At 47.4% G+C, this 23,434-nt stretch carries 17 protein-coding genes; 13 read left to right on the plus strand and 4 right to left on the minus strand.

The annotated features are described in order from the left end of the window. Positions 1–101 precede the first annotated feature (101 nt). The 5 genes from zwf to FJ444_RS05060 are packed head-to-tail and all read left to right on the plus strand — an operon-like array spanning position 102 to position 5,731. Positions 102–1,604 (plus strand): glucose-6-phosphate dehydrogenase, encoded by a 1,503-nt coding sequence (gene zwf / locus FJ444_RS05040; protein ID WP_140956827.1) that lies wholly within the window; start codon positions 102–104, stop codon positions 1,602–1,604. 2 nt (positions 1,605–1,606) lie between these two features. Further along, a complete protein-coding gene (gene pgl / locus FJ444_RS05045) occupies positions 1,607–2,299 on the plus strand; it encodes a 6-phosphogluconolactonase (RefSeq protein WP_140956828.1) in 693 nt (230 codons plus the stop codon). Positions 2,300–2,308: 9 nt separating this feature from the next. Continuing rightward, positions 2,309–4,138: a phosphogluconate dehydratase gene (gene edd, locus FJ444_RS05050; protein WP_140956829.1), complete on the plus strand. Its 1,830-nt coding sequence runs from the start codon at positions 2,309–2,311 to the stop codon at positions 4,136–4,138. Further along, positions 4,135–5,085: a glucokinase gene (gene glk, locus FJ444_RS05055; RefSeq protein ID WP_140956830.1), complete on the plus strand. Its 951-nt coding sequence runs from the start codon at positions 4,135–4,137 to the stop codon at positions 5,083–5,085. Before edd ends, glk begins: the two co-directional genes overlap by 4 nt. Positions 5,086–5,089: 4 nt before the next feature. Beyond that, positions 5,090–5,731, plus strand: a complete 642-nt coding sequence (locus FJ444_RS05060; RefSeq protein ID WP_140956831.1) for a bifunctional 4-hydroxy-2-oxoglutarate aldolase/2-dehydro-3-deoxy-phosphogluconate aldolase — start codon at positions 5,090–5,092, stop codon at positions 5,729–5,731. Between the two features lie 107 nt (positions 5,732–5,838). Here FJ444_RS05060 and FJ444_RS05065 read toward each other — a convergent pair whose 3' ends face one another. The 3 genes from FJ444_RS05065 to gap form a co-directional block, all read right to left on the minus strand. Continuing rightward, positions 5,839–6,447: a hypothetical protein gene (locus FJ444_RS05065; protein ID WP_140956832.1), complete on the minus strand. Its 609-nt coding sequence runs from the start codon at positions 6,445–6,447 to the stop codon at positions 5,839–5,841. Positions 6,448–6,682: 235 nt separating this feature from the next. Beyond that, on the minus strand, positions 6,683–7,525 hold the full coding sequence (locus FJ444_RS05070) for a D-hexose-6-phosphate mutarotase (RefSeq protein ID WP_140956833.1): 843 nt from the start codon (positions 7,523–7,525) through the stop codon (positions 6,683–6,685). Positions 7,526–7,676: 151 nt separating this feature from the next. Further along, entirely contained in the window at positions 7,677–8,672 is a 996-nt protein-coding gene (gene gap, locus FJ444_RS05075) for a type I glyceraldehyde-3-phosphate dehydrogenase (RefSeq protein ID WP_140956834.1), read from the minus strand. Between the two features lie 277 nt (positions 8,673–8,949). On the opposite strand from gap, the gene malQ reads away from it, so the two are divergent. The 5 genes from malQ to msrB all read left to right on the plus strand — a co-directional run bounded on the left by malQ (position 8,950) and on the right by msrB (position 17,671). Then, positions 8,950–11,145, plus strand: coding sequence for a 4-alpha-glucanotransferase (gene malQ / locus FJ444_RS05080; RefSeq protein WP_140956835.1), 2,196 nt, complete (start codon positions 8,950–8,952; stop codon positions 11,143–11,145). 41 nt (positions 11,146–11,186) lie between these two features. Next, positions 11,187–13,367 carry a 1,4-alpha-glucan branching protein GlgB gene (glgB, locus tag FJ444_RS05085; protein ID WP_140956836.1) on the plus strand — a complete coding sequence of 727 codons (2,181 nt, stop codon included), beginning with the start codon at positions 11,187–11,189 and terminating at the stop codon, positions 13,365–13,367. Positions 13,368–13,375: 8 nt separating this feature from the next. Then, positions 13,376–15,463 (plus strand): glycogen debranching protein GlgX, encoded by a 2,088-nt coding sequence (gene glgX, locus FJ444_RS05090; RefSeq protein ID WP_140956837.1) that lies wholly within the window; start codon positions 13,376–13,378, stop codon positions 15,461–15,463. Positions 15,464–15,634: 171 nt separating this feature from the next. Next, on the plus strand, positions 15,635–17,176 hold the full coding sequence (gndA, locus tag FJ444_RS05095) for an NADP-dependent phosphogluconate dehydrogenase (protein WP_140956991.1): 1,542 nt from the start codon (positions 15,635–15,637) through the stop codon (positions 17,174–17,176). A gap of 105 nt (positions 17,177–17,281) precedes the next feature. Then, positions 17,282–17,671, plus strand: coding sequence for a peptide-methionine (R)-S-oxide reductase MsrB (gene msrB, locus FJ444_RS05100; RefSeq protein ID WP_140956838.1), 390 nt, complete (start codon positions 17,282–17,284; stop codon positions 17,669–17,671). Positions 17,672–17,867: 196 nt separating this feature from the next. Here the strand turns inward: msrB and FJ444_RS05105 are convergent, their stop codons facing one another. Continuing rightward, complete coding sequence (locus FJ444_RS05105; RefSeq protein ID WP_140956839.1) at positions 17,868–18,644, minus strand: DUF2989 domain-containing protein; 777 nt, start codon at positions 18,642–18,644, stop codon at positions 17,868–17,870. 263 nt (positions 18,645–18,907) lie between these two features. Here FJ444_RS05105 and FJ444_RS05110 point away from each other — a divergent pair, with 263 nt between their 5' ends. The 3 genes from FJ444_RS05110 (at position 18,908) to FJ444_RS05120 (ending at position 23,431) form a co-directional block, all read left to right on the plus strand. Continuing rightward, a complete protein-coding gene (locus FJ444_RS05110; RefSeq protein ID WP_140956840.1) occupies positions 18,908–20,353 on the plus strand; it encodes a glyceraldehyde-3-phosphate dehydrogenase in 1,446 nt (481 codons plus the stop codon). 244 nt (positions 20,354–20,597) lie between these two features. Then, complete coding sequence (locus FJ444_RS05115) at positions 20,598–21,725, plus strand: carboxypeptidase family protein (protein WP_140956841.1); 1,128 nt, start codon at positions 20,598–20,600, stop codon at positions 21,723–21,725. Positions 21,726–21,766: 41 nt separating this feature from the next. After that, a complete protein-coding gene (locus FJ444_RS05120) occupies positions 21,767–23,431 on the plus strand; it encodes a sodium:alanine symporter family protein (RefSeq protein WP_140956842.1) in 1,665 nt (554 codons plus the stop codon). Positions 23,432–23,434: the final 3 nt, after the last annotated feature.

Consider the following 23,434-nt stretch of genomic DNA (forward strand, 5'->3'; position numbering starts at 1 on the left):
TAATTTTACTACATTTGTTGTTAACTATATGGCAACAAAATACCCCGATAGCGTCGGCTTTGACCGCCGCTATCCGAACAATTTGAAATAAGGCCGATTACATGGTGATGGATAGTTCTTTTGAAGCCTGTGATTTTGTGTTGTTTGGCACTAAAGGTGACCTTTCACGACGCAAGCTGTTACCCTCGCTGTATCAGTTGGAAAAAGCAGCGTTGTTGCATCCCGACACAACAATTATTGGTGTTGCTCGCCAGGAGCAGTCGAACGAAGATTATGTAAAAGATGTTCGCGCTGCACTGAATGAATTTGCCGGCGAAACCCTGTGTGAAGAAACATGGGAACGTTTTCAGGCACGCCTAGCCTATGCGCAGATCGATATGAAAGATATCGCAAGTTACAGCGCACTTGAAAAGCATGTTAATGCTAAACGCACAATGGTGTGTTATCTGGCAACACCTCCAGCCATTTACGGCGATATTTGCCGTGGTTTGCATGGTTGTAACATTATCGACTCCAGCGTTCGCCTGGTGCTTGAAAAACCCATCGGTCACGATCTGAAATCGTCAAAAGTCATTAATGAGCAGGTGGCTGAGTACTTCGACGAAAGCCAGATTTATCGTATTGACCACTATTTAGGTAAAGAAACCGTTCTTAACCTGATTGCGTTGCGCTTTGCTAACTCTATTTTTACCACCAACTGGGATCACAACTGCATTGATCACGTGCAGATTACCGTTGCTGAGTCTGTAGGTATTGAAGGGCGGTGGGGTTATTTCGATGATGCCGGCCAAATGCGCGACATGGTACAGAATCACTTGTTGCAAATTTTGAGTTTGGTAGCGATGGAACCGCCCACCACGCTTAATGCCGACAGTATTCGTGACGAAAAACTGAAGGTTCTGCGTGCGTTGCGTCCTATCAACGCTGCTAACGTGAATAATGTTACTGTTCGCGGTCAGTATACTGCTGGCTTCGTTAAGGGTAAGGAAGTGCCCGGTTATCTTGAAGAAGATGACGCTAATACAGTGAGTAAAACGGAATCGTTTGTTGCTATAAAGGCGGAAATCGACAACTGGCGCTGGGCGGGTGTACCGTTTTATCTTCGTACTGGCAAGCGTTTACCAACTAAGGTGTCTGAAGTTGTTATTTACTTTAAACGCCAGCCGCACAATATGTTCAGCGACAGCTTCAAAGACCTGCCGCCTAACAAACTGGTTATCCGTTTACAGCCAGATGAAGGCGTTGAAATTACGGTAATGAACAAAGTACCGGGTTTAACCAGTTCTGGGTCAATGGATCTGCAAAAATCCAAGCTTAACCTGAGTTTCTCAGAGGCTTTCTCTGATGAGCGTATTCCTGATGCATACGAAAAACTGCTGCTTGAAGTAATGTTAGGTAACCAGGCGTTGTTCGTTCGTCGTGATGAAATTGAACAGGCATGGAAATGGGTCGACTCGATTCTGGCTGCCTGGGACCACACCAACGAGCCGCCAGAGCCGTATCAGGCTGGCACTTGGGGCCCTGTGGCGTCTATCGGTCTGCTGGCGCGTGAAAATCGTAGCTGGTATGAAAGTAAAATCACTAAAACCACCAAGAAAAAGTAGTTATGGCGTTAATTGAATCGTTATATGAAAGCGCGTCAGCGCTAAATACAGCATTTGCTGACGACATTGCCAAACTGCTGTCAGAGGGTATTGCCCAGCGTGGTAAAGCCAGTCTCTTAGTGAGCGGTGGCCGTACTCCGTTACCCTTATTTCAGGCGCTTTGTGAGGCTGATATCGACTGGTCGAAAGTTGACGTGTCGTTGGTAGATGAACGTTGGGTTGATGAGCAGGACGATGCCAGCAATACCCAATTGGTAAAGCAGAATCTGTTAGTGGGTAAAGCCGCTGCTGCGCGCTTTGTGGAAATGAAATCAGCTGAATCCGATGCAGCTGACGCCGTGTTGGCTTGTGAGGCTCGCCTTGCAACCATGGCGCAACCATTTGACGTGCTTATTCTGGGCATGGGCGAAGATGGACATACAGCGTCGTTGTTTCCTTGCAGCGAACAGTTACAGGCGGGTCTGGACATGAACAGTGGGCGGGTGTGCATTGCCACTCAGCCAACTACGGCTCCTCACCAACGTATGTCGTTAACACTGCCAGCCATTGTTGCAAGTCGAAACATATTTCTGCACCTCACGGGTGAGAAAAAACGCGAAGTATTGAAAGATGCGCTGGCCAATGCGACAGCGACACAAAAGCCCATCGTAGCAGTAATTAATGCTGCGACGGTGACACTGAAATGGGCGCCGTAGGAGAATAGCATGAATTCACAAATTAATGACGTAACACAGCGAATTATCGAACGAAGCCGTGTAACCCGTCAGGCGTATCTGGCTAAGATTGACAAAGCCCGCCGTCAGGGACCACATCGTGGCGTGTTATCCTGCGGAAACCTGGCGCATGGTTTTGCTGCCTGTAACCAGGAAGAAAAATCAGATCTGCGCAGTATGACGAAAGCCAATATTGCGATCGTTTCTTCGTACAACGATATGTTGTCTGCTCATCAACCTTATGAAAGCTATCCTCAAATTATCAAGGACGCTGTGAAGGCTGTGGGTAGCGTTGCTCAGTTCGCGGGCGGTGTGCCTGCCATGTGTGATGGTGTTACCCAGGGTAACCCAGGCATGGAACTGAGTTTGATGAGTCGTGACGTAATTGCACTGAGTGCAGCGGTTGCGTTGTCTCACAATATGTTCGACGGCGCAATGATGCTGGGTATTTGCGATAAAATCGTGCCCGGATTACTGATAGGATCGTTGAGTTTTGGCCATTTACCCACGGTTTTCGTACCTGCCGGCCCGATGCCAAGTGGTTTACCTAATAAAGAAAAAGCACGTGTGCGTCAGGCATTTGCAGAGGGTAAAGCCGGACGTGATGAACTGTTAGAAGCCGAATCGCAGTCTTATCATTCAGCGGGTACCTGCACGTTCTACGGAACGGCAAACAGCAACCAGCTGGTTGTTGAAGTAATGGGGCTGCATTTGCCTGGTTCTTCGTTTGTGAATCCAGGCACAGCGCTGCGTGACGAATTGACACGTGCTGCGTCTCGCCAGGTTACCCGTTTAACAGACCTGGGTGATAACTATACGCCTATTGGCCACATCATTGACGAAAAAGCCGTGGTTAATGGTATTGTTGCCTTGCTAGCAACCGGTGGTTCAACAAACCATACCATGCACTTAATTGCTGTTGCCCGTGCAGCAGGCATTATTGTGAACTGGGATGATTTCTCAGAGTTGTCTAATGCCGTACCGTTATTAACGCGTATTTATCCCAATGGATCGGCTGATATCAATCACTTTGTTGCGGCAGGTGGCATGGCGTTATTGTTCAAAGAACTGTTAGATAATGGCTTGATTCACAACGACGTGAAAACAATCTGTGGTGATGGTCTCGAGCAGTACACCAAAGAGCCTGTTCTGGATAACGGTGAGCTGGTTTGGCGTGATGGCCCGGTTAAATCGCATGACAAACAGGTATTCGCCTCAGTTTCTGAGCCATTCAAGCCCGATGGCGGCTTAAGTGTACTGAGCGGGAATCTGGGACGTGCGGTTATTAAAACGTCTGCACTTCGTTCTCCGCATTGCCACATTAAAGCACCTGCTGTGGTGTTTGAAGACCAATATGAGCTGGATGCCGCGTTCAAAGCCGGCGATTTAGACAAAGACTGCATAGTGGTTGTTCGCTTCCAGGGCCCTGCTGCCATTGGTATGCCTGAATTGCACCGCTTAACGCCGCCATTAGGCGTATTGCAGGATCGCGGTTATCAGGTTGCACTGGTTACAGACGGCCGTATGTCAGGAGCGTCAGGTAAAGTACCAGCGGCAATCCATGTCACACCTGAGGCCTATTTGGGTGGTTTACTGTCTAAAGTTGAGACTGGCGATATTATTGAGCTTAATACCGCTACGGGTGAACTCACATTGTGTGTTGATGACGAGACGTTAGCTAAACGCAGTGCTAAAGTGGCTGATCTTACTGCTCAGCACGAAGGCATGGGTCGCGAGATGTTTGGTGGTATGCGTGGCGTGATTACCGGGGCAGAAGAGGGCGCTTGTACCTTGTTTTATGACCAGGAGCAACGTGTATGAGCGCGCGATTTGTAGCGGATGTAGGTGGCACGAATATTCGTGTCGCTACTGTAACAACCGACGGTCTGACTAATATTCGCAAATACTTGTGTAACGACTTTGCCACTATTGGCTTAGCGCTAAAGCAGTATTTTGCCGATGTAAATGCATCGTTTTCTGCAGGCTGTATTGCAATTGCTTGTCCCGTAACCGGTGACCAGGTAGCAATGACAAATCATAGCTGGGTATTTTCACAACGTGCGTTAACTGAAGAGCTGCAGCTCGAGCGATTGTTTGTAATCAATGATTTTACTGCTGTTGCGCACTCTCTGCCTGTATTGAGCGGTGAGCAATTGGTACAGATCGGCAATGGCACGGCAAATCCCAAAGGTAACGTTGTAGTGTTTGGGGCTGGCACCGGCTTGGGTGTTGAGCATATGCAATTGTCTGAAAGAGGCTGGACTACACTCGACGGTGAAGGTGGTCATGTGGACTTTGCACCCGTTGATGAAACAGATTTAGTGATCTGGCGCTATCTGAATAACAAATTAGACCGGGTGTCTGCGGAAGATGTACTGTCCGGACGGGGATTGCTGCATATATACCAGGCGTTAGCATTAGAAGCCGGTGAACCGTTGAATGTTACTGAGCCAGCGCAAGTCACAGAAAAGGGATTGCGTGGTGAGTGTGATATCTGTTTAGCGGCTTTACAGCAGTTTTGCCGGATAATGGGAAGCTTTGCTGGCAACCTGGCATTGAATCTTGCAACTACCGGCGGTGTATTTATTGGTGGCGGCATTGCTACCCGCTTTACAGACTTGCTCATGAAAAGTGATTTCAGAGTGAGATTCGAAGCAAAAGGGCGCATGAAACACTACGTACAACCTATACCAACATACCTGATTAATGAACCTGACCATGGTTTATTAGGTGCATCAGCGTATTTACAACAACAGATTGCGAGTTGACTCTATGACAAATTGGAAATGTTCACCAGCTGACATTTTTGCAGCGGGACCTGTAGTACCAGTACTGGTAATTGATGATGTAGAAAAAGCAGTCCCATTGGCACATGCATTAATGGCAGGTGGAATTAAAGTGCTGGAAGTGACACTGCGTACGCCTTCAGCACTTGACGTAATCAAACGGATCGCAACAGAAGTACCTGATGCGCTAATTGGTGCTGGCACGGTAACAAATGCGCAGCAACTTAAAGCTGTGGTTGAAGCGGGCGCAAAATTTGCTATCAGTCCTGGAATGACAGATGATTTGCTTAGAGCCGGTCAGGAATGTGAAATTCCATTGATCCCAGGTATCTCGTCTACGTCAGACCTGATGAAAGCGAAAGATGCTGGTTATACGCACCTCAAGTTTTTCCCGGCTGAAGCATCTGGCGGCGTAAAAGCCATTAAATCAATTAGCGGTCCATTCCCTGATATTACATTTTGCCCAACGGGTGGTATTGGTTTGGGGAATTACAATGAATACCTGGCGCTGAAGAACGTGAAATGTGTTGGCGGCTCATGGGTCGCTCCAGACGACGCGATCAACAGTGGAGATTGGGCACGTATTACTGAACTTGCGAAAGAAGCAGTAGCGGGTGCTAAGCAGTAATATCCAGTAAGTGATTATCCACACAAAAAAAGCCGTGATTAATAAAAATCACGGCTTTTTTGTTTTGAAGTGCCATATAAACTACATGGCACTGCGACATAAGTGTCTTATTTAGTCAGCTTGCGACGTGCCAACAGACCGGCTAAACCAAAACCGAGTAACGCAAATGTACCAGGGGCACTTGCAGTTGATGGTGGTGCTGAGCCTGGGCCTGTGCCATCTGGTACAGATGAAATACCCGTCAGTGTAAACTCACCAGGTACCGACATTGTGTCCACACAGCAATTAGTACCAGTGAATAATCCCCAGGTACCGTTGCCGATTACAAATGGAATGGTGTAAAACCAATCATTGTCGCCTGCGTTATTACCAAAGTTTGCTGGTTCGGCTACCCAACCATCAAGGGTACCATTGCTTACCAATAAATCATTGGCTGCGGCAGTGCCGCCCATATCATTGATAAAGCCAGTCCACTGGAATAATTGCCAGGTGTTGGTTGGCTGTGCTGCTGCTGATAAGTTTGAATCCCACACACCGATGCGTACGCCGCCGTTATCAGAATACGCTGATGATTGATTACCGTGCCAATGTTGGCCGTAGAATACAACCGTGCCGTTGCCCTGGTCTTTCCAACCGAATGCGACAAGGTGAGCATTTGCTGCGTTTGAAATTAATAACCCTAAGCCTGCCAATAAGGCTATTGCTGTTTTTTTCATGTTGTCCTCCGAGATGAACTCAGTTCCGTCTAATTTCAAAATAGAGGCTAAATAAATTACTTCACTGATACTTATTACTGCTAGCCGTCACTATGGAAAAGCAAAAATAAGACCAATATTTTACTTTTTTTGTTTTTATGTTTAATAACAATAGCTTATTGCTTTTCATTTGCGATGAGAAAACGATTTTCATCGATAAGATTAAATTATTGTAAAGAAACTTGACGTTTCCTAACTAACAAACTTGCTGGCGCATAGCGCAAAATTCGCCAGGCGCGAGAGTTTTACCCTGGGTAATAGCCGTCTCAACACAAACCATTTGTTTGTAAGAAAACGCATCCATGTCGCTCATTGTGGCTGCGCCTTGCCAGGGATTCCACACCACTAAACTGTCGTGCTGCTGCGATTCGACACGGATGAACTCGCTGCCGTTGCGATTAATCGACACGTTGGGTATCGCCTCTAAATGAATACGGTCTACTTCACCAGCAATCACGTAAGGACTTGGTGTATTTGATATTTCCCAATCAGAGAGCTTATCCTTGTATTCGCCGTAAAGCCCTTTCAGTTCAACTTCCTTGATGTTTTCTACATCAAAATAGGTATGTAATGCACAGTTAAAACTAAATGTTTGGTCACCCGTATTACGGGTAACTAGCGTTATCACCAGGCTTTCACCTACTTCTATAATCAGTTCTACGCTGGCATCAAAGTCAAAGCCCTTACCTTTGGTTGAACTGGGCACTAGCACTACTGTACTGAGTGTTGCGGTACTGTCTGATTGTTTTACAGTCCAGTGTTGTGTGCGCAAAAAACCATGAGCGGGTAATTCGCCTTTAGCCTTGCCATGCGCGTCACTGAACCAGGGCCAGCACACAGGAACGCCACCCCGAATTGGGCGCTCGCCATTGAAAAACGCCACAGGACTCACCCACAATCTGTCCCGGTTATCGCGCGAGGGGATATATGACAATACATGGCCACCGAACAAACTAATCCGACAACTTGCAGCTTCGTTATTAATGACAAGATATTCTATTCCGTTTTTGCATTCAGTATGGAAGTGCTGTGATTGCATCCTTTCGGTCTCCGCTTGGTTGCGTTGTACAGATTAATTTTGACTGGGGCGGGCAGGCTAATTAACTCAATATATTATGTTATCTTGCCTTACAAATAAAAAAGGTGCGAGTAAAATCGCACCTTTTTTGAATAATTGATTATTTAATCAATTACTTGCTAATGTGTTGAACCAGGTCCAGCACCTTGTTTGAGTAGCCCCATTCGTTGTCGTACCAGGAAACAACTTTTACGAATGTGTCTGTCAGTGCGATACCAGCCGTTGCATCAAATACGCTGGTACGTGCATCGCCAACGAAATCATTTGATACAACCGCATCTTCTGTATAACCCAGGATTCCGGCTAACTCACCTTCAGACGCAGCCTTCATTACTTTACAGATATCGTCGTAGGATGTTGGCTTAGCCAGATTCACGGTTAAATCTACTACTGAAACGTTAGGCGTTGGTACGCGGAATGCCATACCTGTTAACTTACCGTTCAGTGCAGGGATAACTTTACCCACTGCTTTGGCTGCACCAGTAGATGAAGGAATGATGTTTTGTCCTGCTCCACGGCCACCGCGCCAGTCTTTACCAGAAGGACCGTCTACCGTCTTCTGCGTTGCAGTGGTAGCGTGTACGGTAGTCATCAGTCCATCAACGATACCAAAGTTATCATTGAGTACTTTGGCGATAGGTGCCAAACAGTTAGTGGTACAAGACGCGTTTGATACGATAGTTTCGCCCGCGTAACTGTCCTGGTTAACACCCATAACAAACATTGGCGTATCGTCTTTAGATGGAGCAGACATAACCACTTTCTTTGCACCGGCTTCCAGGTGTTTGCTGGCCGTTTCTTTCGTCAGGAATAAACCGGTAGACTCAACAACAACGTCAACGTCAACTTCTGACCATTTTAATGCTGCTGGATCGCGTTCTGACGTTACGCGAATCGTTTTTCCGTCTACAATTAAGTGACCGTTATCAACGCTGATTTGGGCGTTGAAGATACCGTGTGTTGAGTCGTACTTAAGTAAATAAGCAATGTAGTCCGGGTCCAGTAAGTCGTTAATAGCAACAACTTCGATGTCGTCTCTGCTGGCAGCAGCGCGCATGACTAGACGGCCAATTCGACCGAACCCATTGATTCCAACGCGTATTGTCATAACATGCCTCTATAGTATTAGGTTAAATTGTGAAAAATAATTACGTAAAGTATGGATCAAATTTACAGACAAGGCAAAATTTTAATGCAAAAATGTTGCAAAATTACAAAATTAACCTACAGCTTTTGTAGCTGTACTGTATAAATAATGTACATTCCATGTTAATGCAAACGTATTCAATTTCGCGCCCGAATAACTTCTACAATAATGTAGCGTATTGTGAAATGAGCCATGTTGTTACCAATGGCAATCAGTCTTTTTTAAACAGGAAACACCCATGACAAATCAGGTTTTGCAAAAGCTTGTCGAAATGCGCGGCGTTGAAACTCATTATGTAGACGCCTGGGGTGACCCGGCGACAATTTCTGAATCCAGTAAAGCGAAACTGTTACAGGCTCTTGGATACGACATCAGCAGTGAAGAGGTTATTGCTGCACAACTGGATAGCGAAATTGCCGATATCTGGCAACAACCGTTAGACCCGGTACAGGTATTGAGGCACGACAACCCGTTAATGATCAGGTTGCGTTTACCTATTTCATTGGTTAATGACACATTTACGCTTGTTATTACACAGGAAAACGGTACCCAGCTTACCTCAGATTTCGTTCCGGTAGAGCAATCTCTACTGAATGTTGGTGAAGTAGACGAGCAGGAATATCACGAGTATGTAATTGATATTGAAGAGTCCTTGCCGTTGGGTTATCACGAACTGGCACTGGTTATTGATGATGAGACAGCCGCAAGTATGCGCCTGATTATTGCACCATCTGCCTGCTATCAGCCTGCAACCATCAAGGCAGGTAAAAGAGAATGGGGCCTGAGTGTTCAGTTATATTGTTTACGCAGCCAGGCAAACTGGGGCATTGGTGATTTTTCTGACTTAGCGCAACTGGTCACCAAAGCGGCTGCACAAGGCGCAGGTTTTATCGGCTTGAATCCTATTCACGCACTTTATCCTGCTAATCCTGATGCATGCAGTCCTTACGGCCCTTCTTCGCGCCGTTGGATCAATTATTTGTACATTGATGTGAGCGCGGTGGAATGTTACGACCATGCTTCGGTACAGGCCGTTGTTCAGAGCGACGCGTTTCAACGCCAGTTAAACCAGGCTAAATCCGTTGACTACGTTGATTACGCCAGTGTTACTTCGTTAAAAATGCAGGCGCTTAAGCCCTTGTTTGACGTGTATTTTGAGCAATATCTGAAGAAGAATACCCGCCAAAACAAAGCGTTTAAAGCCTTTGTTGATGAAGGCGGTGACAGTCTTGCCATGCTGGCGACATTCGATGCCATGCAGGAGCATTTGCAGGATGCAGGAAAAGAAGCCTGGGGCTGGCCAGTGTTCCCTGAAGAATGGCGTGATTATCACAATCCGCAGGTAGCGGTGTTTGCCAAGAAGTACGCTAAACGCGTTAAGTTCTACATGTTTTTACAATGGCAGGCGTCACTGCAATTAGAAATGGCAAATCAGGCGGCGGTTGATGCCGGTATGGGGATTGGCATTTATCGCGATTTGGCGGTGGGTGTAAGCGAAGGCAGTGCTGAGATTTGGGGCAATAAATCCCTGTATTGCACCGGAGCAAGTGTGGGTGCGCCACCCGATATCCTTGGTCCGCTAGGCCAGAACTGGGGATTACCACCCATGGATCCCGCTAAGCTGTATCAGCAGGCTTATCAACCGATTATTGACTTATTCTCAACTAATATGAAGTCTTCTGGAGCCTTGCGAATTGATCACGTAATGGGCTTATTGCGTTTGTGGTGGGTAGTAAAAGGTGATCATGCCAGAGACGGTGGATATTTGTATTATCCGGTTGATGATCTGCTGGCTATCCTTGCACTGGAGAGTCATCGCCACGAAGCATTAGTGATTGGCGAAGATCTGGGAACTGTACCTGAAGAAATAAAGCAAAAGTTGGCCGACAATGGCGTGTATTCCTATCGGGTATTTTTCTTTGAGCAAGCAGAGGATGGCGGGTATTTCTCACCCTCACATTATCCGCAACAAAGTATGGCAACGCTCACCACTCATGACATGCCCACGTTGATTGGCTACTGGCATTGTTTGGATCTGGAGCTGGGTAAAGCGCTGGGGCTATATACCGACGAAGAGGTACTGCAGACTCTGTATGAGTCGCGTCATGAAGACAAACAGGCTATTTTAGATACGTTACATGGTCACCACATGATTGGTGATGAGATTAGCCGTGATGTTAATTATGTTGGTATGACAAGGGGGCTTAATCAGGCTATGCAAGTGCATATGTCTTATGGAAGCAGCGCGCTATTGAGTCTGCAACTGGAAGACTGGTTGGAAATGGATAAACCGGTTAATGTGCCGGGTACGTTTATGGAATATCCAAACTGGCGTAGAAAATTAAGCCGCAACCTGGAAGATATCTTTAGCGACGAGACTATTGTATCGTTGGCAAATCGAATACAAGCTGGCCGACAGCACGCCAGCCAATAAACTAAATGCTTGCCGCGAGGCAAGCCTTGCAGGAGTAATGCATGCAGTATGAAGGGCAACTTGCCAGGGCTGAATGTAGTCAGCCTTTTTCTGTATTAGGGCCGGTTTACAATAAACACGGTGCAGAACTGAAAATATGGTATCCGGGCGCTACTGCCGTAACGGTACTTGATGCAAAATCAAAAACACCGTTGGGCCGCTTAGCCGAGAGTGAGGTGTCCGGGCTCTTCACAGGTCAGGTTAAAGGGGTGAGTGCCGAAACAGGTTACTGTTACAGTGCGCATTTGGGCAGCGAAGCTATTGAAGTGTGCGATCCGTATCAGTTTCAGCAAGACGCTTACCATGCTGTGCATTTTATCGATCATCAACCACAAAACCTCTATCGTCAGGCTGGTGCGCAACTGGTGACGGTTAAAGCTGGTGGGCAATCCGTGGCGGCTGTGCGGTTTGCGGTATTCGCGCCGAACGCCTCCGCGGTTTCGCTGATTGGTGACTTTAACTGTTGGGATGGGCGCCGCCATCCTATGCAAAAGACCGATATGGGCTATTGGGTATTGGTGGTACCGGGTCTGCAAGCCGGTGAACGGTACAAGTATCAGGTAAAAGATGCTCATGGGCATCAGCTTCCTCATAAAGCCGATCCGCTGGGCTTTTCGGCAGAACAATATCCTTCACACGCGTCACGGATTTATGACCACAACCAGTATCAGTGGGGTGACGCCAAATGGATAGCGAATGCGGCGAGAAGCAATAAATACCAGCAGCCAATGAGTATTTATGAAGTGCATTTGGGGTCGTGGAAACGTCCGCGCGACACTGAACAGCGTTACCTGACCTATCGCGAACTTGCCGAAGAGCTGGTTAATTACGTACTGGAAATGGGGTACACCCATATTGAATTGTTACCAGTATCCGAATATCCGTTCGACGGTTCATGGGGATATCAGCCAGTTGGCTTATTTGCCCCTACCAGCCGTTTTGGTTCACCGGATGAATTTAAGTATTTTGTAGACACCTGCCACCAGGCGGGTATAGGTGTAATTATTGACTGGGTGCCAGCTCACTTCCCTGAAGATGGACACGGCCTGGCACGGTTCGACGGCACGCATGTTTACGAATATGAAGATCCGCGTAAGGGATGGCATCCCGACTGGAATTCTTGTATTTACGACTTTGGCAAACAAACGGTTCGTCAGTTTTTAGTGGCTAATGCCTTGTACTGGCTGGAACATTTCCATATAGACGGGTTACGCGTTGATGCGGTAGCCAGTATGTTATATCTGGACTATTCACGTAACGATGGAGAATGGATCCCGAACGTGGATGGTGGCAATGAAAACTATGAAGCCATTAGCCTGTTACGCTGGATGAACGAAGAAGTGTATAAACATTTCCCGCATGCCATGACCATAGCTGAAGAGTCAACCAGTTTCCCCAAAGTATCACGCCCGGTGTTTGATGGCGGCCTGGGATTTGGTTTTAAGTGGAACATGGGCTGGATGCATGACTCGTTGCACTACATTGCCAAAGATCCTGCTTACCGGGTTTATCATCACGGTGAAATGACATTCAGCATGGTGTATGCCTTTGACGAAAACTTTGTGTTGCCTATTTCTCATGATGAAGTCGTTCATGGCAAAGGCAGTCTGGTAGGCAAAATGCCAGGTGATGAATGGCAACAAGCGGCAAACCTGCGCAGTTATGCTGCATTTATGTTTGGTCATCCGGGTAAAAAACTCAACTTTATGGGTAACGAAATAGCCCAGGCATCGGAATGGAATCACGATAGTTCGGTAGACTGGTCGTTATTGCAATTCGACAAACACATTGGCGTGCAGCGCTTATACCGGGATTTGAATGCTGTGTATAAGCAGTACCCGGCGTTACACGAAGGCGATCATGATCCTAAGGGGTTTAGCTGGATCGATCACGAAAATGCTGAGCAAAGCGTTATATCCTTTGTGCGAAAAGCGCAAACATCCAGGCAGCAGGTGTATGTTGTCAGCAATTTTACGCCGGTGCCGCGTGAAAAGTTTCGCTTAGGCGTGCAACAGGCAGGGAAATATAAGCTGGTATTAAATACAGATGATCGCGTATATTGGGGCAGTGGTTATCAGTGCGATAAGCATTATAAATCAACGACAGTCTCGTGGAATCATCAACCGCATTCTATCGAGATCACCTTACCCCCATTGGCAACAGTCTTTATCGTATTTGAATAGGAGCAGCGGTGAACAGCGTGGTGGAACCCCTGGTAGAGGAAGTGGATGTTGGTGAGCCTTACCCGTTAGGTGCTACGCTCACCCCGCAAGGGTGTAACTTTGCCGTGCAATGCCCGGATGCAAGGGCCGTTGTGTTGTGTTTTTTTCATCCGGACACAGAAGAAGCGCTGGAAGAAATAGTAATGCCAGCAAAAACCGGCGATGTATGGCATGTGTTCATCAAAGGATTAACAGCCGGTGAACTCTACGGCTATCGCGTGGAGCGTGGTGAAGAAAATTTACTCACTGCGCCCACCGATAAACTACTCATCGATCCCTATGCAAAAATGCTCAGTCGCGCCATGCATTGGAATGAGCGACAGTATAAAGGCGACAGTCAGTTTATGGTGGCAAAAGCGGTAGTGGTTGATCCCACTGCGTGTGCATCTGAACAACGTCCACCAAAACCAGCCATTAAGCGCCATCAACGCATAGTGTATGAAGCCCATCTGAAAGGGTTAACTCAGCTTCATCCCGATGTGCCCGAGGCTCAGCGCGGGAAATTTAACGGCGCGGCGCATGAAAAGGTAATCAAGCATTTAACCGGGTTAGGGGTTACGTCAGTGCAGTTTATGCCGCTGGCGGCGTTCATGCCGGAACCGTACATTACGCAAAAGGGCTTAACCAATTATTGGGGGTATAACCCGGTAAATTACTTTGCGCCAGAACCGCGTTACAGCCAAAAGCACGCTGTTAAAGAATGCATGAACATGGTGGATGCCTATCACGCTGCGGGTTTGGAAGTGATACTGGATGTGGTGTTTAACCACACTGCTGAGGGCGGGAAAGATGGCCCTGTATTGTCGTTTAAAGGGTTTTTCCCGCATCAGTCTTACTTAATGGAGCAAGCGGCTTCTGGCAAGCTTGTATACAGCAATCATTCTGGCTGTGGCAATACGGTGTATTCGGCACATCCCATCATGACTACGCTTATTATGGACGCCTTGCGCTATTGGGTGTCGGTTATTGGTGTGGATGGTTTCCGTTTCGACCTTGCCGCGTCGCTGGGGCGCGATCCACAACAATTCTCGCCATTTTCAGGGTTACTGCGCGCGATCCTGCAAGACCCTGTACTGAAACAGTGCGTCCTGATTGCTGAACCCTGGGACATCGGCCCTGGCGGCTATCAACTGGGTGCATTTGGCGCGCGCTGGCTGGAATGCAACGATAAGTTTCGCGATTCAGTGCGTGCGTTCTGGCGTGGTGACGCTGGTAGCACAGCCGATTTTGCTACACGGCTGATGGGCTCACGGGATATTTTTCCCAAGCAATACCGACACATCAATACATCAGTGAATAACGTTACTTATCACGACGGTTTTACGTTGCAGGATCTGGTGAGCTACGCCGAACGACATAATTTGGCAAACGGCGAAGAAAATCGCGACGGACATGGCCATAATTTGTCGGCAAATTACGGTGTGGAAGGTGATACCCAGGATAAAAATATCCTTGCTGTGAGAGAACAGCAGAAGCGCAACTTGTTTGCTACCTTGTTACTTTCCCAGGGGACACCGCACGTATTGGGCGGTGACGAGCTGAGTCGCACGCAAAAAGGCAATAACAATGCCTACTGCCAGGACAATGAAATCAGTTGGTTTGACTGGCGGTTAGACAAACGCAAGCAGGATTTTCTGGCATATTGCAAGCATGTCATTGCATTGCGCCAGTCTTCTTCGTTGTTAAACAGTGCATTTTTGCCCGATGATCCTTTTCAATTACACGCAAACGTCAGTATGGTGAACTGGTACAAGCCAGACGGCAGCGATAAAGAAAGTGCTGACTGGCAGGCCGAAAATAACAAAGCGTTTGCGCTGGAAATTAGGGGGGTTCCCCAAAGCAACGAGGAAACAGAACACTGGTTGCTGTGTTTCAATGCCAGCGACAGTGAAGTGACCTTCAACACGCCACTGCTTACGCCCACCGGCGGCTGGTCATTAAAACTGGATACGCGCTACCGGTGTCCGGCTGAACAGCCAAATATCCGCATACAGCATTTGTTTTTACAGGCCAGACGTTCTCTGGCGGTTTTCCGCTATACGGATTTTCCGCGTTGATACCCCGGTCAAACGACGGGGTCTTGTGGTCAATTAGAGTTGCTGTACTGTTCAGGTGTGGAACGGTTATTCATATTCTTATCCTAAAAGGGTAAAAATCGACGGTTAATACTTTTCATTCGTTGCCTGAGTGGTATCATGCGCACCCATCATAAGTCTGAGGGCAGTTTCATGCGAGCAAGTGGCGATCAAGCACAAGCCAATTCATGCGATATTGGTGTTGTGGGGTTAGGCGTGATGGGTAAAAACCTGGCGCTGAATTTGGCGGATCATGGTTATCAGGTTGCTTGTTTTGACCTGGATGCCGGACGCATAGATGCCATTGTCCAGCAGGATGAAAAAGAGCGCGGTAGTAAACCCGCGAGAATTATTCCTGCCAACAACCTTGAATCAGTACTCGGATTGCTAAAATCACCCGCGGTGATTTTGTTATCTATCCCAGCGGGTAATGCCGTAGATGCAGTGTGCCAACAATTAATTGATGCTGGTTTACGCAGTGATGATGTTGTTATCGACACGGGCAACAGCCTGTGGACCGACTCTGTTGCGCGTGAACAAAAATACGCAGATAAATTTCTATTCTTCACAACTGCAGTTTCCGGTGGCGAAGTGGGGGCGCGATTCGGTCCTTCTCTGATGCCATCGGGCTCTGAACAAGCCTGGCAACGCGTTGCGCCCATGCTTAAAGCAATCGCTGCGAAAGTCGACCCTGCAACAGGCAAGCCTATTGAAACAGCTGAGCCGGGTAAGCCGGTAACGCAAGGTGAGCCATGTGCGGCGTACATTGGCCCCAATGGCGCTGGTCACTATGTAAAAATGGTACACAACGGCATCGAATATGCCGATATGCAACTGATTTGTGAAACTTATCATGTTATGCGTGTTGCGCTTGGTATGTCGCCTGCCGAGATTGCTGCGGTGTTTCGCAAATGGACGCAAGGTCCGCTGGATTCTTATCTAATTGAAATCAGCGCTGAAGTGCTTGAACAAACTGACGCTGAATCTCAACAACCATTGGTTGATGTGATCCTGGATAAAGCCGGTCAAAAAGGAACCGGCTTATGGACAGCAGTAAGTGCCTTACAAATCGGTAGTCCGGCGCAAACCATTGCTCAGGCCGTTTTTGCGCGCAGTCTGTCTAGCTTGAAAACAGAGCGCGTTGCTGCTGCCAACACCTTAGCTGGTCCGTCTGCTGCTATTATTGATGCAAGCCAGCGCGAAACTGTTATTCGCCAACTGGAGAACGCACTTTACTGTTCGAAAATTTGTGCCTATGCACAAGGATTTCAGTTAATGGATAGCGCTGCCAAAGAGCAAGGCTGGACGTTACAGTTTGCTGAAATAGCCAAAATTTGGCGAGCAGGATGTATTATTCGCGCAGTCTTCCTGCAATCCATTACACAAGCGTTCGAGAAACAACCTGATTTGCCTAACCTGTTGATGGCGCCGTTCTTTGTTGAACAATTGGCCAGTCACCAGGATGATTGGCGCAGTGCGGTGGCGTTAAGTGCTGTGCAGGGTATTCCGTGCCCGGCAATGATGTCTGCACTCAGTTATTACGATTCTTACCGCACGGCAGTGTTACCGGCAAATCTGTTGCAAGGGCAGCGTGATTACTTTGGCGCGCACACCTACCAGCGCACGGATAAACCTGCTGGTCAGAAATATCACACCGAATGGAGTGATCCAGACCGGCCTGAACGCCTTATTTAATCATTAGAAAAGACGCGCTACACAGCGCGTCTTTCGTTTCTGCATGCTTAGCTAACTATGTCTTGCTATAGTAATGCGGTGAGTCGTATTGAATGGAGTGACACAATGCAAACTGATCCCTGGCGTGAAAAGTTAACTGATGAAGAATACCGGGTAACGCGTTTGTCTGGCACAGAGCGGCCGTTTACCGGTGAATTGTTGCATGAAAGCCGCGATGGCTTGTATTTGTGTAAATGTTGCGGCGCAGAGCTATTTAGTTCCCTCACCAAATTTGACGCCGGTTGTGGATGGCCATCGTTTTATGCCCAGACCAACAGCAATAATGTAGGTTACCGCTTTGATGAAAGTCATGGCATGCGTCGTACCGAGATCTTTTGTAAACCGTGTAATGCGCATTTGGGTCACGTATTTGAAGATGGTCCTGCGCCAACCGGCCAACGCTACTGCGTGAATTCGGTGAGCCTGACGTTTAAAATTGAAAATGCGGATGGTTAGGGAGGAAGGCGTGTTCGGCTGAGCCGTTTGACTGACCCGTTCAATAGATAAGACTGGAAGAAGAACTGCTTACCATCTTGACCGTCAACTGAGATAGGGTGTGTTTGTGGCAGGTAATCAGCTGTTATTACCCGCCGGAATAATGAGTATGCAAAAAAATCAGATTTTTTTTGTGTAATTTAGTTTCAGATTTTCGTTACAACTGATCGATTTTCATGGCAAACGCATCAAATTCTCTGCCACTGATCGCATCCTCAATGTCGTCCGATAATTGGTCCAGTATGTCCACAGGTAACGAAAATTGCGTTGCCAGTGCGACCAACTGACTCTCGTCAATCGACTTCGCAAAGTGGTTTGACACTTTGGTCCATACGTAAGCCATCCGGTAATTTTCCATTTTTAGCGACAGACTGGCTAACTGACTGGTGATGCTGCCATCAATTTCTGAGTCAACATTCGCATATTGAGCCAGTGCCATAAACAATGCGTTGCGGGCGGCAATCGGGTCTTGTGCAACCATGATACTGGCCAGGTCAACATAGTACTTGGGCTCAGTAAAAATACCGGCTCTGGCAGCGCTGATGAAACGTGCTTTGGCATCTTCGTGGCCAAATCTAGACCATTGATAATAAGACACATATGGGTCGGTTGAATGGCGGGTTTGCCAAATCAGCTGACGCAATGCCTTGTTCGCAGTAACGGCTGCTTCTTTGCGTCCAAATTCGCGTTCACGGTATTTTTTGTGCTCGATTTGCGAGGCTTTGGCGATGCAGGATTCGTACGCTTCGTAATTCAACAGCAAATCATATTTGGGGCGATCGCTGTCGTCATTCTGGTAATTGTATCGGTGGCGAATAATGTCGGATTTTTCAGCACGGCACCAGCCATCTTCATTAAGATCGGCACAAAAATGCGGATAGTCTTCACAAATTGACTTGACGGTTGGTTCAAACAAGTCGCCGCAACCAGACATGAAAACAGCAAGGATAGCTATTAGCAGCCAGCGAGAATGTGTGGAAAAATTACTAAATAATTGTTGTTTAGCGCGGTGTTTTTTATATTTTTTGAAATTTTTCAACAATTTGGAGTTCCCTTTGTGTTTAATTAGAATGTCGCCCAACACGGCACAGGGCTGACACTAACGATTGATGCCTTAACTGCTCAATCGTAACAAACATGCTTGTGCCTGGTTACATCGTCAATTTTATACATGATTTATTTGATGAAGGCACTAGTATGAACCAACCCTTTGAGCAAGAATTGCAAGCTAGCTGGCAGGAACGCCAGGAATACGCAGAAATGATGTTGCCAATTATTGGCAAGCTGTACCGCAACAAATCTGTTGAGATCACCGTGTACGGCCGCACTTTATTGAATGCAAGTGCCATCGATGTAATCAAAGCTCATCGTAAAGTCCGTCTGCATGAAGGCATCAAACTTCGCTTACGTGAGAGCTTTCCACTCCTTGAAGCCATCAGCACCATGCAACTGGCACCGGTACAAATAGATATTGGTAAATTGGCCTTCGATTTCCATTATGGCAGCGCAGTTGATAAAACAGACCTCAATGCTTATTTGCACGACAAACTTGCCGATGTAGTCAACAAATCTGATGAGCAGGTTCCTCAGGACGTTGTGCTATACGGTTTTGGTCGAATCGGACGTTTGCTTGCCCGCTTGCTTATTGAACGTCAGGGGCAAAACAACAAATTGCGTCTGCGTGCCATCGTTGTGCGCGGTGGTAAAGATGGCGATTTGGAAAAACGCGCCAGCTTACTGCGTCGCGATTCTGTGCATGGACCATTCAACGGTAGCATTACCATCGATCACGAGCGCAAAGCGCTGAAAGCCAATGGTTCGTATATTCAGGTAATTTATGCAAATAGCCCGGATGAGGTGGATTACACTGCTTACGGTATTAACAACGCACTGGTAATCGACAATACCGGTATGTGGCGAGACCGCGATGGCCTGGGTTTACACCTAAAGGCCAAAGGCACCGCTAAAGTATTGTTAACTGCACCTGGCAAGGGTGACATTAAGAACATTGTGCATGGGGTAAACCAGGCCGATATTCTGCCAGAAGACACTATTATGTCGGCTGCCAGCTGTACTACCAACGCAATCACACCTGTGCTCAAAGCACTGGATCAGGAATACGGCATAGTAAATGGTCACGTTGAAACCGTGCATTCTTATACGAATGACCAAAATCTGATCGACAACTATCACAAAGCAGAGCGCCGTGGTCGCAGTGCACCGTTGAACATGGTTATCACTGAAACGGGTGCAGCTAAAGCGGTTGCGAAAGCCTATCCGAAACTGGCAGGTAAATTAACCGGTAATGCTATTCGTGTACCTACGCCTAACGTATCTATGGCGATCCTTAATCTAAATCTGGAAAAAGCCACTGATAAGATCTCCGTAAATGAATTCCTGCGTGATACCGCGCTGTTCTCATCATTGCAACATCAGATTGATTACACGGCGTCTACCGAGATTGTATCAACGGACTTAGTGGGCTCACGCGCCGCTTCGGTTGTAGACTCACAGGCAACCATTGTGGCGGAAAACCGTCTTACTCTGTATGTGTGGTACGACAATGAATTTGGCTACAGCTGTCAGGTATTACGAGTAGCAATGGACATGGCTGGGATCTGTATTCCTACCTTACCGCGTTAATTGCCTTTTTAACGGTTTCAGAATCAGCGCGCTGTTGGTGTCATAGCCTCAGCGCGTTTTTTGTTAGTTAACGGGTAGGGCAATCCGTCGTCAATCCGTTCGGCATTCCATTCGGCAATCCGTTCGGCAATCCGTATAAATGTTAAACACTTACTACAAAAACGGCGATTTCGCGGTCCAACGCCATGGCAATGTTCTTCGCGACTGTGTTAAATTAGCCCAAAATTGATAACAATAAAGACAGATGCATATTTCAAGTCAATTCGACAGCGGTAACATCCGCGTCATTCAAGCCGATGATCCTAACAATATTGTGCTGGCGATCAACAAAGATAACCAATCCGACTTTTACCAGTGGTTTCATTTTGGTCTCCGTGGTGAAGTAAATCAACTACACACCCTGCGTATTACCGAACTGGCTAAATCTGCCTATCCAAAAGGTTGGGAAGGGTACAATGTCTGTGCTTCCTACGACCGACAAACCTGGTTTCGGGTAGAGAGTGAATTCGATGGCGATAGCCTTACCTTTAGCCTGGCATTGGAACACGCTCAGGTTTATTTTGCTTACTTCACGCCATACAGCTACGAACGTCACCTTGATCTGCTCTCGGATGCACAATGTGCAGCGCAATGTGAATTGCGTTTCTTGGGGGAAACGCTGGATGGCCGCGATTTATCAATGCTGGTTATCGGCGAAGAAGATGACGCCAAGCGGAAAATTTGGATTACCGCACGTCAGCATCCAGGCGAATCAATGGCCGAGTGGTGTGCAGAGGGGATGATTAACCGCTTGTTAGACGACCAGGATGGCGTTGCCCGGGCGTTGTTAAATGATGCGGTATTCTACATCGTACCGAATATGAATCCCGACGGCAGTGTTCGCGGCCACTTGAGAACCAACGCGGCAGGGATAAACCTGAATCGCGAATGGGCCACACCTTCACTGGAAAAAAGCCCGGAAGTGTATTATGTGCTCAACGCTATGCGTGAGATTGGTGTGGATATGTATCTGGACCTGCATGGTGATGAAGCCTTACCTTACAATTTTGTAGCTGGTAGCGAGGGAATTCCTGCGTATTCTGCACACCTGGCAGATCTGGAAAGCCGTTTCAAACAAGCGTTGCTGCAAGCCACACCTGAGTTTCAGGACGAGTACGGCTACGCCAAAGACGCTCCTGGCCAGGCGAATTTAACTATTGCATCTAATGCGGTAGGTCAGGCATTTACCTGTTTGGCGTATACAGTTGAGATGCCGTTTAAAGATAATAATAATTTACCTGATCCACTGTTTGGCTGGTCTGCTCAGCGATGCCAACAGTTTGGTGAGGACCTGCTGGTGGCAACCAGAGCTGTGGTCTCACACCTTCGTTAGGACATAACAACAATAAACTTTAACAACAAGGGGAACTCGGTTTGGAAGGCTTGTATAACTTTTTAGTGTCATTGGATGGCATGTTAGGGGGAGCCGATTGGTTTCCTTTCGTACTACTCGGGGTAGGTTTGTTTTTTACAATCTACCTTAAATTTCCACAAATTCGCTTTTTCGCACATGCCTGGAAAGTGGTAACTGGCAAGTACGATCACAGTGACGACCCGGGTGATACTACCCATTTTCGCGCACTGACAACGGCGTTGTCTGGTACGGTGGGCACCGGTAATATCAGTGGTGTGGCGTTTGCTATTTTCCTCGGCGGCCCTGCGGCCTTGTTCTGGATGTGGGCAACCGCCTTTTTAGGTATGACCACAAAATTCGTGGAAGTAACCTTATCGCACAAATACCGCGTGCAAACTGAAGATGGCACCATGGCCGGTGGTCCGATGTATTTTATGGATCGACGCCTGAACATGAAATGGCTGGCAGTGGCATTTGCGATTGCGACGGTAGTGAGTTCGTTTGGTACAGGTAACCTGCCACAGAGTAACGGTATTGCAACCAGCATTGAAGCAACGTTTGGTTTTGAACCCTGGATTGTGGGCAGTGTACTGGGTATTTTACTGGCGTTGGTTATATTAGGTGGGATCCAGCGGATTGCTGCGGTAACTGCCCGTATCGTTCCCTTCATGGCGGTTATCTATTTAATTGGTGCTCTGGCAGTTATTCTTGCGAATGCCGAAAATATCCTGCCATCTTTTGCGGCTGTGATCAGTGATGCGTTTACCGGTTCGGCTGCTGCGGGTGGTTTCCTTGGTGCGTCGTTAGCCTATGCGTTTAACCGCGGTGTAAACCGGGGATTATTCTCAAACGAAGCGGGTCAGGGTTCTGCGCCCATTGCCCATGCTGCGGCAAAAACCAAAGAGCCCGCCTCAGAGGGCATGGTGTCGCTGCTTGAACCCTTTATCGATACCATTATCATTTGTACGTTAACCGGTTTGGTTATCCTGTCGTCTGGCGTGTGGAAAGAAAAGCACGAAAACGTGTTTGACCGTTCCGATATGGTGTTCGTTGCCGGTGAATATTCAGACAAGGTAGATGCCGACAAAGTGCAGCTTTACGGATATCTGAACAGCACGGGTGAAAGTGATGTGCAACCGTTCACTGGTACCTTATCAGTGGTAAATGGTACCTCCGTAACCAGCGGATACACACTGATCAACGCTCGTTCAGTAGCCGAAGACGTGCAGTTTTTAGTGGGTGATGATGATCCGTTTACCGGCACACTGCAAATTAAAGACGGTAAACCCGTAAAAGAAAACCTGATAGTTAAGGGTAAATCACTGGTACACTCTGCTACCCTCACCACCATAGCTTTTACCCGCGGTTGGTTTGGTGATTTTGGTCAGTATATTGTGTCGATAGGATTGTTATTGTTTGCATTCTCTACGGCAATTGCCTGGTCTTACTACGGTGACCGTGCAATGACCTATCTGTTAGGCCCACGTTCTATTATGCCTTACCGTGTAATTTATGTGGCCGGGTTTGTGTGGGCTTCGTTTTCTGATACAACACTGGTATGGGCGCTATCGGCCGTGGCCATTGTTGTAATGACATTGCCAAACCTGTTCGGACTTGTGTTGCTGAGTAAAGAAATGAAGCAAACGGTTGATCAATACTGGCAAAGCGTTAAAGACAAGAAATAAAAT

The sequence above is a fragment of the Aestuariibacter sp. GS-14 genome, assembly GCF_006494365.1.
Lineage (GTDB): Bacteria > Pseudomonadota > Gammaproteobacteria > Enterobacterales > Alteromonadaceae > Alteromonas > Alteromonas mangrovi.